10 protein-coding genes and 2 pseudogenes are annotated in these 15,735 nt (G+C 69.0%); 6 read left to right on the top strand and 6 right to left on the bottom strand.

Features of this window, described 5'->3' with window-relative positions; all coding sequences use genetic code 11:
• The first annotated feature begins 345 nt into the window (after positions 1-345).
• Together dnaE and V2J85_RS05245 are read left to right on the top strand one after the other, a co-directional pair.
• Positions 346-3,942, top strand: coding sequence for a DNA polymerase III subunit alpha (gene dnaE / locus V2J85_RS05250; protein ID WP_330820768.1), 3,597 nt, complete (start codon positions 346-348; stop codon positions 3,940-3,942).
• Entirely contained in the window at positions 3,939-4,295 is a 357-nt protein-coding gene (locus tag V2J85_RS05245) for a DUF6300 family protein (protein WP_330820767.1), read from the top strand. Before dnaE ends, V2J85_RS05245 begins: the two co-directional genes overlap by 4 nt.
• A gap of 130 nt (positions 4,296-4,425) precedes the next feature.
• On the opposite strand, the gene V2J85_RS05240 is transcribed toward V2J85_RS05245, so the two are convergent.
• The 5 genes and pseudogenes from V2J85_RS05240 to V2J85_RS05220 all read right to left on the bottom strand — a co-directional run bounded on the left by V2J85_RS05240 (position 4,426) and on the right by V2J85_RS05220 (position 7,914).
• Positions 4,426-4,701: a hypothetical protein gene (locus tag V2J85_RS05240; protein WP_330820766.1), complete on the bottom strand. Its 276-nt coding sequence runs from the start codon at positions 4,699-4,701 to the stop codon at positions 4,426-4,428.
• A gap of 161 nt (positions 4,702-4,862) precedes the next feature.
• Positions 4,863-5,177, bottom strand: a pseudogene (locus V2J85_RS05235) (VOC family protein); the annotation flags it as partial.
• Between the two features lie 335 nt (positions 5,178-5,512).
• Positions 5,513-6,629 (bottom strand): annotated as a pseudogene (locus tag V2J85_RS05230) (xanthine dehydrogenase family protein molybdopterin-binding subunit); the annotation flags it as partial.
• Between the two features lie 115 nt (positions 6,630-6,744).
• The gene (locus tag V2J85_RS05225) at positions 6,745-7,104 is read right to left on the bottom strand and encodes a nuclear transport factor 2-like protein (RefSeq protein ID WP_261958068.1); all 360 of its coding nucleotides are present in this window, start codon (positions 7,102-7,104) and stop codon (positions 6,745-6,747) included.
• Positions 7,105-7,128: 24 nt separating this feature from the next.
• Positions 7,129-7,914: an SDR family oxidoreductase gene (locus tag V2J85_RS05220; RefSeq protein ID WP_261958069.1), complete on the bottom strand. Its 786-nt coding sequence runs from the start codon at positions 7,912-7,914 to the stop codon at positions 7,129-7,131.
• 95 nt (positions 7,915-8,009) lie between these two features.
• Between V2J85_RS05220 and V2J85_RS05215 the strand changes: the two genes are divergently transcribed.
• Positions 8,010-8,546: a winged helix-turn-helix transcriptional regulator gene (locus V2J85_RS05215; protein WP_330820765.1), complete on the top strand. Its 537-nt coding sequence runs from the start codon at positions 8,010-8,012 to the stop codon at positions 8,544-8,546.
• A 101-nt stretch (positions 8,547-8,647) separates the two neighbouring features.
• Here V2J85_RS05215 and V2J85_RS05210 read toward each other — a convergent pair whose 3' ends face one another.
• Positions 8,648-11,560: a tetratricopeptide repeat protein gene (locus V2J85_RS05210; RefSeq protein ID WP_330820764.1), complete on the bottom strand. Its 2,913-nt coding sequence runs from the start codon at positions 11,558-11,560 to the stop codon at positions 8,648-8,650.
• Positions 11,561-11,688: 128 nt separating this feature from the next.
• Between V2J85_RS05210 and V2J85_RS05205 the strand changes: the two genes are divergently transcribed.
• The 3 genes from V2J85_RS05205 to V2J85_RS05195 all read left to right on the top strand — a co-directional run bounded on the left by V2J85_RS05205 (position 11,689) and on the right by V2J85_RS05195 (position 15,607).
• Complete coding sequence (locus V2J85_RS05205) at positions 11,689-11,898, top strand: hypothetical protein (protein WP_261958072.1); 210 nt, start codon at positions 11,689-11,691, stop codon at positions 11,896-11,898.
• Positions 11,899-12,663: 765 nt separating this feature from the next.
• Positions 12,664-15,042 carry a DNA/RNA non-specific endonuclease gene (locus V2J85_RS05200; RefSeq protein WP_330820763.1) on the top strand — a complete coding sequence of 793 codons (2,379 nt, stop codon included), beginning with the start codon at positions 12,664-12,666 and terminating at the stop codon, positions 15,040-15,042.
• A gap of 16 nt (positions 15,043-15,058) precedes the next feature.
• Entirely contained in the window at positions 15,059-15,607 is a 549-nt protein-coding gene (locus tag V2J85_RS05195; protein WP_261958074.1) for a hypothetical protein, read from the top strand.
• Positions 15,608-15,735: the final 128 nt, after the last annotated feature.

Below are 15,735 nucleotides of genomic sequence, written 5' to 3'. Positions count from 1 at the left end.
CCGATTCCGCCTCACAAACGTCCGAGGGCCCGGCGCTCTCGTAGAGGCCCGGCCGTCGTGTTCCCCCGTACGCGGCGCCCGAGGCCGCGGCGTACCACTCGCCCCTTAGAGCATTGGCCCGCCCGAGGCCTCTTGACTGAGCGTGACGACGGGAGCCTCTCCCGCCCTCGCACCGCACGGCGTGCGACGGGTGGCGCGGCGTGTCGGTAAAACTTTGCGCGATACCTCAAGGTCGTTCCGTGGCAGTCGAGTTGATCTGCCCGAAGGGCTGCGCAGACGGCGTTTCGCTGGGGGCCTCAGGGATAAGGTGACGGCTTCCCCGACCTGCCCGGAGGTGTCCGCCCAGTGTCCGGCAAACGTTTTGTCCACCTGCACAATCACACTGAGTATTCGATGCTCGACGGTGCTCAGAAGCTCAAGCCCATGTTCGCCGAGGTCGCCCGGCAGGAGATGCCGGCCATCGCGATGAGCGACCACGGCAACATGTTCGGTGCCTACGAGTTCCAGCAGGTGGCCAAGGACTACGCCGGCGTGACGCCGATCATCGGCATCGAAGCGTACGTGGCCCCCTCCTCCCGGCACAGCCGGCAGCGCGAGTTCTGGGGGCCGGGTGGCCAGCGGGCCGTGTCGGACGACGGAGAGGGCAAGGACGTCTCGGGCGGCGGCTGCTTCACCCACATGACCATGTGGGCCCAGAGCGTCGAAGGCTTGCGCAACCTCTTCTGGCTCAGCACCCAGGCCAGCTACGACGGCCAGTTCCCGGCCGGCAAGCCGCGCATGGACCGTGAGCTGATCGCCGAGCGCCCGGCGGGGATCATCGCGACGACCGGCTGCCCCTCGGGCGAGGTCCAGACCCGCCTGCGCTTGAACCAGTTCGCCAAGGCCAAGGAGGCCGCAGCCGCCTACCAGGACATCTTCGGCCGGGACAACTACTTCCTGGAGCTGATGGACCACGGCCTGGCCATCGAGCGGGGCGTACGCGAGGGCCTGCTGCGCCTGGCGAAGGAGCTGCACCTGCCGCTGCTGGCCACCAACGATGCGCACTACGTCACCCAGGATCAGGCCGACGCCCACGACAACCTGCTGTGCATCGGCGTGGGGAAGAACAAGGACGCCCCGAACCGCTTCCGCTTCAGCGGTACCGGCTACTACCTCAAGACAGCCGACGAGATGCGGCACCTGTTCGCCGAGCTGCCCGAGGCCTGCGACAACACCCTCCTGATCGCCGAACGGGTCGAGCCCTACGACGAGGTCTTCGACTTCGTCGACGAGATGCCCCAGTTCCCCGACGTGCCCGACGGCGAGAGCCAGGAGTCGTGGCTGCGCAAGGAGGTCCTCAAGGGCCTGGCCATGCGCTACGGCACCCCCATCCCGCAGCACGTCCTGGACCGGTTCGAGACCGAGATGGCCGTCATCGGCCCGATGGGGTTCTCCTCGTACTTCCTCGTCGTGGCGGACATCTGCCGCTACGCCCGCGACAACGCGATCCCCATCGGCCCCGGCCGTGGTTCGGCGACCGGCTCGATCGTCGCCTACGCCACCCGCATCACCGAACTGTGCCCCCTGCAACACGGCCTGCTCTTCGAGAGGTTCCTCAATCCGGAGCGCATCAACCCGCCGGATGTCGACCTCGACTTCGACGACCGTCAGCGCGATCAGATGGTCCGCTACGTCACCGACAAGTACGGCGACGACTACACCGCCATGGTGAACACCTTCGGCAAGATCAAGGCCAAGAACGCCATCAAGGACAGCTCCCGCATCCTGGGCTACCCCTTCGCCCACGGTGAGCGGATCACCAAGGCACTCCCGCCGGACCAGAACGGCAAGTCCATCCCGCTCGACGGGCTCTTCGACTCCGCCCACCCCCGCTACGGCGAGTGCGGCGAGATCCGTCAGATGTACGACAACGATCCTGACGTCCGCCGGGTGATCGACACAGCTCGCGGTGTGGAGGGTCTGACCCGCGGTACCGGCGTGCACGCGGCTGCCGTCATCCTGTCCAAGACCCGGCTGACCGACCGCATCCCGCTGCACATGCGCGCCAAGGACGGCGTGAAGATCACCGGGTTCGACTACCCCAGCTGCGAAGGCATGGGGCTGATCAAGATGGACTTCCTGGGCCTGCGGAACCTGGGCGTCATCGACCAGGCCATCGCCAACATCCGCGACAACCGCGGCGTGAAGCTGGCCACCGTGGACGCGCTGGACGGCGACCCGACAACCGTCGTCATCCCCTTGGACGACGCCAAGACCTACGAGCTGCTGGCCGAGGGCAACACCTTCGGGGTCTTCCAGCTCGACGGCGGCGGCATGCGCACCCTGCTGAAGCTGATGGAGCCGACCCGGTTCGAGGACATCGCCGCGGCCCTGGCCCTGTACCGACCCGGACCGATGGCCGCCAACGCCCACACCCACTACGCCTTCCGCAAGACCGGCAAACAGCCCATCGAACCGATCCACGCCGAGCTCGAAGACGCCCTGGAACCGATCCTCGGCACAACCTTCCACCTGCTCGTCTACCAAGAGCAGATCATGGCCATTGCCCGGCGATTGGCCGGCTACACCCTGGGCGGCGCCGACCTGCTGCGCCGCGCCATGGGGAAGAAGAAACCCGAGGTCCTGGCCGCTGAGTGGGAGAAGTTCCACGACGGCATGGCCGCCAACCACTACTCGGAGCAGGCCATCAAGGCCCTGTGGGACGTCATGCTCCCCTTCTCGGGCTACGCCTTCAACAAATCGCACACCGCCGGCTACGGCCTGGTCGCGTACTGGACCGCCTACCTCAAGGCCAACTATCCCGCCGAGTACATGGCGGCCCTGCTCACCTCCGTCGGCGACGACAAGGACAAGGCCGCCGTCTACCTCGCCGACGCCCGCAAGAACGGCGTGCGCGTCCTGCAACCGGACGTGAACGCCTCGGCCGCTGAGTTCACCGCCATCGGCGACGACGTCCGCTTCGGCCTGCGCTCGGTGCGCAACGTCGGCGACAACGTTATCGACGCCATCGTCCAGGCCCGCAGCAAGCACGGCAGGTTCACCGCCTTCGCCGACTTCCTGGACAAGGCGGAGATCGCCGCGCTGAACAAGCGGGCGGTCGACTCCCTCATCAAGGCCGGCGCCTTCGATTCCCTCGGCCACACCCGCAAGGGCCTGGCCGCGATCCACGAGGGTGCCATCGACTCCGTCCTCCCGGTCAAGAAGGCCGCCGCCTACGGCCAGGACGACCTGTTCGCCGACCTCGGCACCACAGATGCCGACACCCCCGCCTTCGGCTTCGACTTCAAGATCAGTGAGACCGAGTGGCCGCGCCGGCAGTTGCTGGCCGCCGAGCGCGAAATGCTGGGCCTGTACGTTTCGGCACACCCTCTCGACGGGGCGGAGCACATCCTTGCCGCCCACCGCGACGCCTCCATCGCCGAGCTCCTCGGCTCCGGGCGCACGACGGGGGAGATCAAGCTGTCCGGCCTGATCGCCGGGGTGCAGCGCAAGATGACCAAACAAGGCAATGCCTGGGCCATCATCAACCTCGCCGACCGCGACGGCTCGATCGAGGTGCTGTTCTTCCCGGGGGTCTACCCACTCGTCCAGCACGCTCTCACCGAGGACAACGTGATCTCGGTGCTGGGCCGGATCGAGGAGCGCGACGGCACTCTGAACATCCACGGCCGGGAGTTGACGGCAGTTGACGTCTCATCCGCCGAGGGTGGCGGTCGGCCGCCGGTGCAGCTCTACATGCCGGTCCACCGCGTCAACTCGTCCGCCGTCGCGGAGCTGAAACGCATCCTGAGCGCCCACCCCGGGGACTCGCCCGTCCATTTGCGCGTCAGGTCCCCCCAGCAGACCACGGTCTATGCGCTCGGCAGGCTGGTGGATGCCTCCACCCTCGCCTCCGACATCAAGGGGACCTTCGGTCCCGAAGCCTGGGCGGGCACGGCATGACCGCCGAGAAGGCGGAGGACCGCCCCGCACGGCCGGGTGCCGAGGACGCCTCGGCCTGCCCGCGATGTGGGCAGCCCGGCCTGATGACGGCCCGCTATCCCCACGCATGGCACGGACAGGCCGGGAAGCGGATCCGCGGCTTCAAAGAGGTGATCCTCTGCGCAGGGTGCGAAGGAGGCGAGGCCGCTGGGGCCCTGCTGGCACTGGTCGACGTCCATGGGCAGGTGTGCCCGGAGGACACGGCGGCCTTCCTCCGCCTCGCCCTCGACTGGGTTGAGACCGCCCGGCGTCAAGAGCTTGACGTCGCCGCTCTGGCGCGCGAGGAACAGCGCTGGCACAGCGGGGAGTTGTGAGGAGCCGGGAGATGGCTTCGGCTGCGGATACCCGCGCGACGCGCGGCAGAGCCGCTCGGGCTCGACCCTCGGCCGCCGGGCCCCTGCCACGGATCCAGTGAACGGATCGGCCGCGCTCGCGCGCCGTGCCTCAGCGGGTGGCGGAGGTCAGGTCAAGGATGCGGGCCCGGTAGGCGTTGATTTCGTCAGACGTGAGCGCGAGTCGGCCGGGTCCCGGTTGGTTGGCGGGCCGGGTGGTGCCGTGGACGATGGCTTCGTACATCGGGCCGGGCAGGTTGAGCAGCAGCTGGCCCTGCTCGGCGGTCTCGATCACCATCCACGAGTCCTCGTTGTTCTCGTCGTGCGGGTCTGTTGCCTCGATGGTGCTGACGGCGGTAACGGTCAAAACGGGGGGTATCTCGCTCATCCACCCTCCCTATCAGCCATGCGGCGCCAAGGCTAATCGTCACTTCAGCGGCAGGGATCTGGGGCTCGGGCGGCAGACATGACGTGGAGTGTCAGTGGCTGCCCGTAGCGTCGAAGGGGAGGTCGGAATTTCTGACTCAGGACGCTAGCGTCATGAGCATGTACTTCGCCCTGGCCCACGTCGGCGGGCGTCGCACCGAGAGCCTGGAGACGCGCGACCAACTCCGCCTGATGGGCCGCAGAGGTGGTGGCGAGATCGAGGTGCATACGGTTCTTCGTCGTGGTCTTGGGTTCCGGGACGGGAACGACGTCGACGCAGACGGCGACCGGGTCCGGCCAAACGGGGCCGCCGGCGGGGCCGACGCAGGTGGTCACGCCGGGGCTGTAAGCAGTCCAGCCGAGCGCCTCGGCCCAGAACCGGCCGACGGCCGAGCCATCAAGGGCCTTGATGTTCACCTGAACAGGTCGCAGTGCCATGCCGGCGATCCTAGGCGCCCGCTCTCCAACGACATCCGCGCCGTTGCCGAACAGTGCCTCAGTCCCACTCTCCCCCTGTGTCTGCCAGCGCACCGCGCTCGGGGTACCGGGCAATGCAACGTGCCCTGCGGGCCGTAGGGAATGCGCCGGGTTGGCCAAAATGCTACTCCCACCGCGCGACGGGCCCCGAGATCAAGGGGCGGACCTGGGTTGTGTAGGCGTGCGAGGTGGCGTCGTGCTGCCTCCGCCAGCCGCGAGTAGTGAGGCGTGTGCACTCGGGCTGCTGGTGTGTGCCGAAGTCGTCCTCGGTCTCCGCGCGGGAGCGTCTTCCAGGTTCATGCACCACGAGCCGGGCGCTCGCCGGATGAGGTACGGGCGTGGCGGTCGAGTGCGAGCCAGACACGGTCCCGGGTCACCGGCATTTCCGTGAAGCGGATGCCGGTGGCGTCGCGCAGCGCGTTGGCGAAGGCGGGGGCGACGGGGTTGAAGGGGCTCTCGCTCATCGACTTGGCTCCCAGCGGCCCGATGGCGTCCGTGGTCTCCATGAAGTGGACCATCGGTGCGTGGGATGTCGGCGTACTGGGGGAGGCGGTAGCGGCGGAAGGCGGCGGTGGTGACCTCGCCGCGCTCGTCGATGCGTACGTTCTCGAAGAGGGTGGCGCCCAGTGCCTGGGCGACGCCGCCCTCGACCTGGCCCCGGCACTGCATCGGGTTCATGACCTTGCCCGCGTCCGCGGCGTGGACGCTGCGCAGGATACGGATCTCCCCGGTACCGGGGTCGACGGCGATGCGGAACCACTGGGCGTTGAAGGCGACCGAGCGTGGGGATCCGCCCCAGCGGCCGTCCGCGGCCAGCTCTTCCGCAGCGCCCTTCTCGTGGGCGACCTCGACGAGCTCCTTCAGGGGCACGACCCGGCCTGCGCAGTCGAAGGCCTCGGCGCCGAGTGTGCACAGGTGCCGGGCCACGCCCGTGTGCCGGGCCGCGAAGGTCTGCAGCCGCTCGGCCAGCGCGGTCGCCGCCAGGAGGACCGCCTTGCCCGCGACCACGGTGCCGGCCGAGCCGAAGGCGCCCGTGTCGTGGCGTACGACATCCGTGTCGGACTGCCGGATGGCGATGCGGTCCTCCGTGGTGTTCAGGGCGCCGGCGGTGATCTGTTTGTGCACGGTGGTGGTGCCGTTGCCGAACTCCGCGGTCCCGACTGCGATGTCGTACGTTCCATCGGTGAGGAGGGAGACCCGGGCGTCGGCGTAGTGGCCGCCGGGCGGGCCCGTCGCGATCATCGCCATGCCCGTGCCCTGGCCGACCAGCCAGCCTGCCGGGGCCTGTTCGGCGCTGGTGTCCTCGGCGATGGCCTTGCGGACGACCGACAGGCACTGGTCGAGGCCGTAGGAGGCGATGTGCAGGTCCTCCTCCTCGCCGATCGGGCTGAGCATGTGCTCGCCGGGGCCGATGTCGAAGATCTCCTCCAGGTCGACAACCTCAGACATCGGTCTCGTCTGGGGAGAGGGGCCTCTTCTCGGCCAGGAGATCAGCGGAGTCACCGCGGGATCGAGACGCCCAGGCGGATCAGGGCTCGATGACCAGACGCTCGATCAGGTCGTCGCGGAGGGCGAACCGATAGCGGAGGTCGACGCTGCCTCCGGGGAAGTTGCCTTCGAGGTGGTGCGTGGCGACGTAGTGGGTGGGACCGGTCTGTTGCGCATCGGTGAGCTCGATGGTGTAGGTGAATTCGGTGGCGGAGTGGTCCAGCCACTGTTCGATCGCGGTGGCGCCCTGGTACGTCCTGCCGTCGTCGGTCACGGTGGCGTCGCTGGTGAAGGCGGTGACTGCGGTGGCGGTGTCGTGGTCTTTGTGGGCCTTCAGGCAGCGGGTGATCGCCTTGGGCAGGTCGCTCGGGGCGATGGTGCGGGGCTGATGGCTCGGCATGACGGTCCTCTTGACTGTGGGGGCTCAGATGGTGGGAGTGGTGCCGCCATCGATGACGTGTTCGGCGCCGACGATGGCCGAGGCGCGGTCGGAGACGAGGAAAGCGACGAGTTCGGCAACTTCCTCCGGCCGGTTGGGGCGGCCGAGGGGAATGCCGCCGAGCGAGTCCATGAGCTGCCCCAGGGCGGCTTCCCGGGTGACGCCGGCCTCCTGGGCGATCCGGGTGACCAGGTTGTCGGCGGCGGTGGTCTGGATGAAGCCCGGAGAAACGGTGTTGACGCGGATGCCATGTGGGGCGACCTCGTTGGCCAGGCCCTTGCTGTAGGTGGTCAGTGCCGCTTTGGCTGCCGCGTAGGCCAGGGTGCCGTTCCACAGCGGCATCCGGCGCTGGATCGAGGTGACGTGCAGGATCACGCCCTTGCCGCTCGCGATCATGCCAGGCAAGAGGCCGCGGTCCAGGCGGACGGCGGCCAGCAGGTTCACGTTGAGCTCCCTTGCCCAGTCCTCCTCGCCGAGCGCCGCGAATCCGCCGGCCGGCGCCTCGGAGCCGCCGAGTGTGTGGACCAGGACGTCGACACCTTCCAGGCGTGCCCCCACTTCGGCGATCACCTGGTCGGTCCCTTCGGCGGTCGACAGGTCGGCGGCGATGAAGGTCTTGTCCTCGACCTTTTCGGGGCGGCTGCGGGCGGTGACAAGCACGTCGGCGCCTGCCTCGGCGAGCCGCCGGGCGATGGCGGCCCCAGTGCCCTTGGTGCCGCCGGTGACCAGGGCGCGGCGACCTTCGAGTGATTCGCTGATGGGGCTGGTCATGGCGCCTTCCGATCCCAGGTGCGCACGTACGGGGCGACGCACAGTTACTGCTAAAGTAGAAGCTACTGACTTCGACTTTAGCAGTAACCGGAGGGATGGTCACCGTGGCGAGCCGCATCAGGCTGGAGGACCGGGAGTGCCCGCTGTCCACGACGGTGGAACATGTCGGCGAGTGGTGGACGCTGCTGATCCTGCACGACGCGTTCGACGGCTACACCCGCTTCGACCAGTTCCAAGAGAACCTGGGCATCTCCTCGAGCATGCTCACGGCCCGCCTGAAGACCCTCGTGACGGACGGATTGCTGGAGCGTCGGCCTTACCAGACCAACCCGGTCCGCCACGAGTACGTGCTGACCAACCTCGGGCGCTCCCTGCGCCCGGTGATCGTCGCCCTGGCCGCGTGGGGCAATTCCCAGCTGGCGCCGCACGAACGCAGCATGATTCTCGTCGACGCGGAAAGCGGCGAAGAGGTCGAGCCCGTGGTCGTTGACGCCAGGACCGGACGCCGTCTCGACGACAGCCATGCCTACGTCTTCGCAGCGGGTCCTGCGGCCGGCGACGCCATGCGCAACCGCTACGCCCACGGGCGACCAGCGGCCCCCACGGCGGGCCCGGAGGCGGGCCATCCGTGAACGCCCATCCGTGAACGCTCAGTCACACCAACCGCCTTGACCACAGCCGTGAAAGATCTTCTGGCCAAGGCCGGCACCCGTCTGACCGGACCCGTGCCGTCTCAGGGTGTGCGTTCGTCGTCGGTCGCGGCGTCGAGTCTGGCGCGGAGGTGCGCGGTCGTGGGATGCGCGGGGCCGAGGGCCTTCGTGGCGATCTCCAGGGCTTGCCGCTGCAGGGTCAGGCCTTCTTCCCGTTGGTTGAGGGAGAGCAGGGTCTGGGCGAGGTTGTGCAGACGTACTGCCAGTTCTGCGTGGTCTTGGCCCAGGGCCTTGGTGGTGAGGGCCACGGCTCGTCGAGCGTGGGGTAGCGCCTCTTCGTACCTGCCGAGTCGGTGCAGCGTGTACACGAGATTGCTGGCGTAATTGGCGCAGGTGGGGTGATCGCGGCCGAGGGCTTTTTCGGCCGCTCTCAGTGCCTGCGTCTTCAGGCGGTACGCGTCTTCGTGCCGGCCCAGTTCGTCGTAGATGGTGGCCAGGTTGTTGGCGAAAACGGGGAGTTCGGGGTGCTCGGGTTCCATGGTGGCGGTGGCGATGTCCATCGCCTGCCGTCCGTGTTCCAGAGCCATGGGTAGCTGTCCGGTACGCCGGAGGCTCTGGGAGATGTTGCTCAGCCGCAGTGCGGTGTCGGGGTTGTTCTCGCCCAGCACGTCACGGGTGATGTCCAGCGCTTCCCTGTCCAGGGCCAGTGCCTGTTCGTATTCGCCCTTGGCTGTGCGCAGGAGGGACAGATTGCCCAGGCGGACGGCGGTGCCGAGGTGGCCGGGCCCGAATGCCTCCTGAGTGATGCGCAGGGCGTCCTCCGCGTAGCCCAGGGCTTCGTCGTAGCGACCGGTTGCCCTGAGGGTCGTGGCGAGGTTGCTCATCCGCAGTGCGGTGTCGGGGTGGTCGTCGCCGAGGGCGGTCTGTGTGATCTCCAGGGCCCGCCGTTCGAGTTCGAGGGCTTGCGGGTAGTGCCCGAGAGCGGTGTGGACGGCGGCGAGGTTGCCGAGGCGGATGGCGGTGTCGGGGTGGTCGTCGCCGAGGGCGGTCTGTGTGATCTCCAGGGCCCGCTGTCCGAGTTCGAGGGCTTGCGGGTAGTGCCCGAGAGCGGTGTGGACGGCGGCGAGGTTGTCCAGGCGGGAGGCGGTCTCGGGGTGGTCCTCGCCCAACGTGTCGCGAGTGATCTCCAAGGCCGTCTCGGAGGGGGCGAGAGCCTCATTGTGGCGGCCCAGATGAGTCAGCGCGTGGCCCAGGTTGCAGAGTGAGGCCGCCGTGCTCAGATGCCGCTCTCCGTGGATCTCCTGGTTGAGCCGCAACGTCTCCCGGAACATGGGCTCGGCCTCTGCGTAATGTCCGGCCTCGCTCAAAGTCACCGCGAGGTTGTTCATGTGGGTCAGGGTGTCGGGGTGCCTGGGGCCGTGGAGGCGCTGGGAGAGTGTCAGGGCACGTCGGCGCAGATCCAGCGCGAGGGTGAGGTGGCCGCGGGAGTGGAGGTACGTTCCCGTCCGTCCCATCAAGTGGGCCAGTTCGGGAAGCGGTTCGAGACCATCCCGGTGGGCGACGACGGCTTCCACGTGAGGCAGGAACCGGTCCCAGAGCGGCCAGCCGGTGACATCGTCCGGGGTTGACTCGGCGGGCGCGGCGTCATCCAGCAGAGCGACCGCAAGCGCGCTGGCGTCACCGGCCTCGTCAGGGGCAGGCAGGCTGTCGCCCGCGTCGGCGCGCAGGACGGCCTGGAGCAGCCGGTGCACGGTGACCTCGTCAGCGGTCAGGGTGACCAGGCTGTACGCGGCGAGTACGCCCAGCGCCCGCACCACACGCAGGGGTGAGGGCAGGGCACCGTCGAGCACGGTGCGGGGCAGCGGGCTGGGTGCGCAGTACGCGAGAACGCGCAGCAGCAGCACCGCGTCGGGGTGGTTGTGCCGGAGCGTGGAGAGTGTCACCGACCACAGGCGGGCGATGGTCTTCTCCTGCTCGTCGTCCACGGGCGGCTGCTCGGCCAGCATCCCTGCCAGGTCCTCACGCAGCAGGGCGAGGTAGGTGCCGGGCGTCATCGCGGTCTGCGCCATGAAGGCCCCGGCCTGCCTGAGTGCCAGCGGTAGGTCGCCCAGTTCCACGGCCAACTCGGTCAGCGCAGCGACCGCTTCTTCGTCGCTGTGGCCGGTGAGTTCCTTGAGCAGGGCCACCGCATGCTCGCGGTCAACGGGACCGAGGTCCAGGAATGCGCTGCCCCGCTGCCAGGCCAGGGTGCGCCGGGTGGTGATCAGGACCTGGCCCGTCGTCAGCCTCGCGATCCACGGCTGGAGATGGACGCCGTCCTCGACGTTGTCGAAGACCAGCATCCAGCCCGTCCGCTCCTCCAACCAGTGCGTCGCCCACGCGGCCGCCTCGGAGACCGGCAACGTCTTCACGATGTCCCGGTCCAGCTCACCGGCCAGCCCGGCCAGGCCGGTCTCGATGGCGTCGGGACCGGTTGCGTCGATCCACCACACGGGGTTCGGGCCGGCCGCCCTCTGCGCCCACGCGTGGTGGAGGACCAATGTGGTCTTGCCGGCCCCGCCCATGCCGCGCACGGTGATCGGCGGCAGTCCCGTGCCGGTCCAGGGAAATGTGGCCAGGCGTTCCAGTTCCGTCTCCCGCCCGACGAACGGCTCCGGCTTGCGCGCACGTAAGTTGCTGACGAGGGCCGTGAGATCGGGTTTCCGCGGAGTTGTGGCTTTGGCGGAGGCCGCGCTCGACCACAGCTCGTGGAGTTCTCCCTCGATGTACTCAGCCCTGAAGCCCAGCGTTTGCGCGATGGCCGCGACCGTGTGCCAGGACGGCGGCGGGTGGCCGTCGTTGAGCGCGTTGCTGACCGTCGTCCTGCCCAGCCCTGCGTTCCTGGCCAGGGTGCTGGTGGAGCCCTTGAAGCGGGCACCCATGCGGGCCTGCAGAGTCTGTCGCAGGCGGCTCAGCGCCTGCGCACCGTCGTCGGCCGTTGCCTCGGCATCCGCCATTCCTCGTCGCCCCCCCCGAGCCACCGTACGGATCTGTTCATCTTCGTACGGCTGCACCCTGCTGCACACGTGATTGGGCAATGTCGCTGCACCGGCCCCCGGTACCAGCAGTCGAAAAGGAGCCTGCCGTGCCCATTTCCGTCGTTGTGGCGGTGACCGTCCTCGCCGTCTCCGTTGCCGTGATCATCGCCGTGCTCGCGGCCGTGACCGCCGGCTTCCTCGCCCGCAGGGAGGGCGCATCCCCGGCAGCAGCCGTCAGCCGGGCGGGGATGGCCTTCGCGGCCACCCTGTCGCTGCTGGCGCTCTTGACGACCACCGTCCGAGACCTCCTCGGATGACCGCCGTAGCGGGCCCGCACAGCATCTGGGCGGCCGATCACCCTCGCGCCGCCGAGGGCCGTGCGGGACAGCACCACGCCCCCTCGTCGTTTGCGTACTGGTCGTTCCCCCGCCTCGTGTCAGTTCCAAGTGACGTGCAGAGAAGGGGAGTTCACGCTCTAGGACGTTCGCACAGGTTGCCGTATCTTCTCCAAGCACCGGGATCAACGGAAGCCACTTGGGGGAGTCGCTGTGGGGGACCAACACAGGCAGTCGGGATCCGACGCAGAGGAAGGATCCGACGCGCGGACCGGATCCGGCGGCCCGAAGCCCCCGCCACGGCAGCAGCCCCCAGACAACGTCCCGCCGATACCACAAGCGCCACCCGCGCCACCCGCGCCGCCGGGCCCGCCCCCGGTGGTCCCGCCCGCCTCCGGTGAATCGACTGAATCGACCCGGTCCACCCCGGCGATACCCGAGCCCCCTGCGGTGCCTCCAATGCCGGCCCAACCACCCACTGTGCCCACCGCCGTGCCTCCGCCGCCCGCCCAGCCGCCCGCGGCGCCTCGGTCGCTCCGGCCGTCGTGGCTGGCCACCGCATGGCGCCGGCCAGGGCGTGCCATGCCCCTCATCGCCATGGGCGTCGCCTTGATGGTGCTGGCGAGCCTCGTGTACGTCGTGTGGCCGAGCGGGTCCGGCGGGTCCGACCGGGAAGCCTCGATCTCTCATGTGTCGCCGGCCCATCGGGGGGCGTCGGCCGCACGGGCGCTGAGCGCCCTTCCGGCCGTGAACCTGTCGACCGCCTACGCCCCTGCCGAGCACCGGCCGGTGACCCACGCGAACCTGACGGTCACCGCGTCGGGACAGGCGTCGGGAACCCTGAGCGAACCCGTGGCCGGCAAGTCCGCGATCGCGTGGTCCGGTGACCGGCTCTACCTGAAGGGCGACTCGGACTTCTGGGCGCAGCAGGACCCGTTGTACGGCACGGACCTGACCAGCAGCGGCCACTGGATCGCGCCGAAGAAGCGCTACGGCTACTACATGCTCGACAGCTTCGGCGTGAACGCGGGCTCCCTGTCCCCGAAGTCGCTGGCCGCGCTGGTCACGCAGGTCACCTCCGATCCCGAAACGGTGCAGCAGGACGCGGGGACGATCGAGGGGCGCAAGGCGATCTCGTACACGGCGCAGGGCTGGACCGTCATCCTCGCCAGCAAAGCTCCGTACACCGTCCTCGCCATCGGAGGGGAGCCCCACCAGGAAGGGCCGGTCAAGTCCGCTGCCTGGCACACGGCCCGGCACGCCACGGACGGGGCGCAGCCGGCGGGCCGCCGTGCGGTGGTTGTCCCGGCCGACTACTCGGACAGTGACTACAGCTCGTACCTCTTGATGGTTCCGAAGCCCGCCACCAACGAGCAGACGACTGCGGTCCGTTCGACCGCGACTGAGGCCGCGTCCGCCGCTGTGCCTCCCGCCACCTCGTCCGAGGTGGTCTCCAAGTCCATGGGACCGAACTTCACCATCACCAACAACAGTGGGTACCTGTGCACGACCAACCCGTGCTCGTACTCCTTCACGGTCACGAACAGCGGGGACGAGGCGGGAGCGGCCACCCTCTATCTCAGCCTTCCGGCCGTGCCCGACCAGCCCCACCCGCTCGGTACTCTGCAACCCAAGCAGTCCAAGCAGGTCAACGGCTCACGCCCCAACATCGCTCCCCCCGGGAAGACCGTGAGGCACACCGACTATGCCTGGGTGTACTCGTCCGCCGAGTACGGCCCGGACCCCAAGGTGGGCAGCCGTCTGCACGCACGGAACCTGCGGCCGGGCGACGTCTCCGTCGGGACTCCGCTGAAGCCCGCCGCGGCGAAGCTGCTCGACCTGATGACGAAGGACTCTCCGGCCACCGACACGGGAGCCGGTGACAAGGCGGTCGATGCGCTCAACGGGGCCAACAACCAGGGTGAGTTGCCCGATCTGGCGGCGATCGCCGGCTCCGGCCGCCTGGAGAACCCCGAGGACCTGCGCGAAAACCTCCCCACCACCGACCAGGTCGACAACCGGCGTGCGCTGCAGCAGGTCGCGCAGCTGCTGAAGTCCGATCCGCAAGCGAGAGTCACCTGGGCCGGGCCGTACAAGGTCGACGGAAAGACCTACCGGGCCGACTACCTCTACACGACGACCCGCCAGGGCCAGAAGATCAAGCGCGCCGTGCGCGCGAAGACCGTGCGGAGCCTGGAGCAGCTCGGGCCGCAGATGAGCCTCGGCGCCGAGCAGCTCAACGGCGAGCGGCCGGGTTCCGGGAACGCCAAGAGCGAGAAGGCGCCGCCCGGCTTCGAACGGGTCCTCCAGATCAACCTCGAACCGGCCGTCGGCCCGCTGTTCGCGCTGGCCTCCACTGCCGACCTGGAGAAGTTCCTGTCGACGGGCCAGCAGTTCCGGCAGGCGCGGGAGAGCCTGTGCGAGCGGAACGGCGGCGGCCCACGCGTCGACCGCCTGGTCATCGTCAACGAGTCGGGCACCCACCAGTGGACGAACCCGCGCAGACTCGGCGCGCGCTGCGCCCGCCCCGGCGGGGCCCAGGCTTCTCCCAGCGCGCCGAGCAGTGACGCCCCCGACGACAAGCCGACCTGCCTGACGCAGCGTCCGCCGAACGGTGTCGTCGAGTCCAGCGGGACGGGCTGGATCTACTACGCTCCCACCGGGCCGCGCAAGCGTGCCACCGCGGCCACCGCGTGCCTGAAGAACCCGGTGGGCAAAGGCAAGCCCTCCGACCGCAACAGCCCCGGCATGGACGAGGCCCGTAAGCGCGCGAAGGCTCTGTACCCGAACGCGGACGAGGGAAAGCTGGTCAACAGCTGCCACCTGATACCCAGGGCGCTCGGAGGCCGCGGCCTCCAGCGCAACCTCACGCCGTGCTGGGCCACACCGGTGAACGTCGGCGCCATGACACGCATCCAGTCCTCGGTCACCGGTTTGCTCGCCAAGGGAGGCATCGTGAAGATGACGGTGCTGGCCAAGTACAAGGACAAAGACAAGGGAGTGATCCCGTACGCGTTCACGTTCAGCATCACCGCCTGGGACTCCCGCGGCAATCCGTATCCGCTCGCGGTCCCCGGCGGTGGCACGATCCAGAACGTCAAGGACGGGCACTCCCTCAGTCCCTGACAGGTGGTGAGGCAGCATGCGCGATGACATCGCCGCGTTCGCGCGGATCGCCGGGGTCGCGCCCGGGGCAGGGTCCGCGCTGCCCTGGGGCGCATCCCGGACGGCGTTCGGTCTCGAACTGCCCGCCGACTACCGGGCGTTCGTCGACGCCTTCGGGGCCGGGACGGTGGGCAGCCGACTCACGCTGTCCACCCCCTGGCCCCTGCACGACGCCGAAGCCGGGATCACCGGCCTGCGGGCGATGCTGGACGAAGCCGCCGAGATCGGCTCCCTCCTGCGCGACTTGCGCGAGGAATTCCCGGCCCTGTTCCCCTACGCCTTCCACCCCGAGCCCGGCGGCCTGCTCGGCTGGGCCGGCGGTGTCGGCGGAGAGCAGTGCTTCTGGCTGACCGAGGACCCGGACCCGGATGCCTGGCCGGTCGTGGTGTGGGACAAGGCGGACTGGCGCCGCTACGACATGGGCATGGTCGCCCTGTTGATCCGCGCCCTCACGAAGGCGGACCCGTTCCTCAGCGACCTGGTCGCCCCTGAGCGCGGGCGACCCCTGTGGAACCCGAGAGGCTAGTTGTGCTGTCCCGGGACGTTGGTGACAGGCGACATGCCTTGAGTGGTCCTTGAAAGAGGCGAGGGCCTTCTGGCTCGGTGTGGATTGCGACATCTACCGCCGAGTGCAGGAGGCCCTCGTGATCCACC

This window comes from Streptomyces bugieae (genome assembly GCF_036352915.1).
Classification (GTDB): Bacteria; Actinomycetota; Actinomycetes; order Streptomycetales; family Streptomycetaceae; genus Streptomyces; species Streptomyces endophytica.
This window is presented reverse-complemented; position numbering and strand designations above follow the sequence as displayed.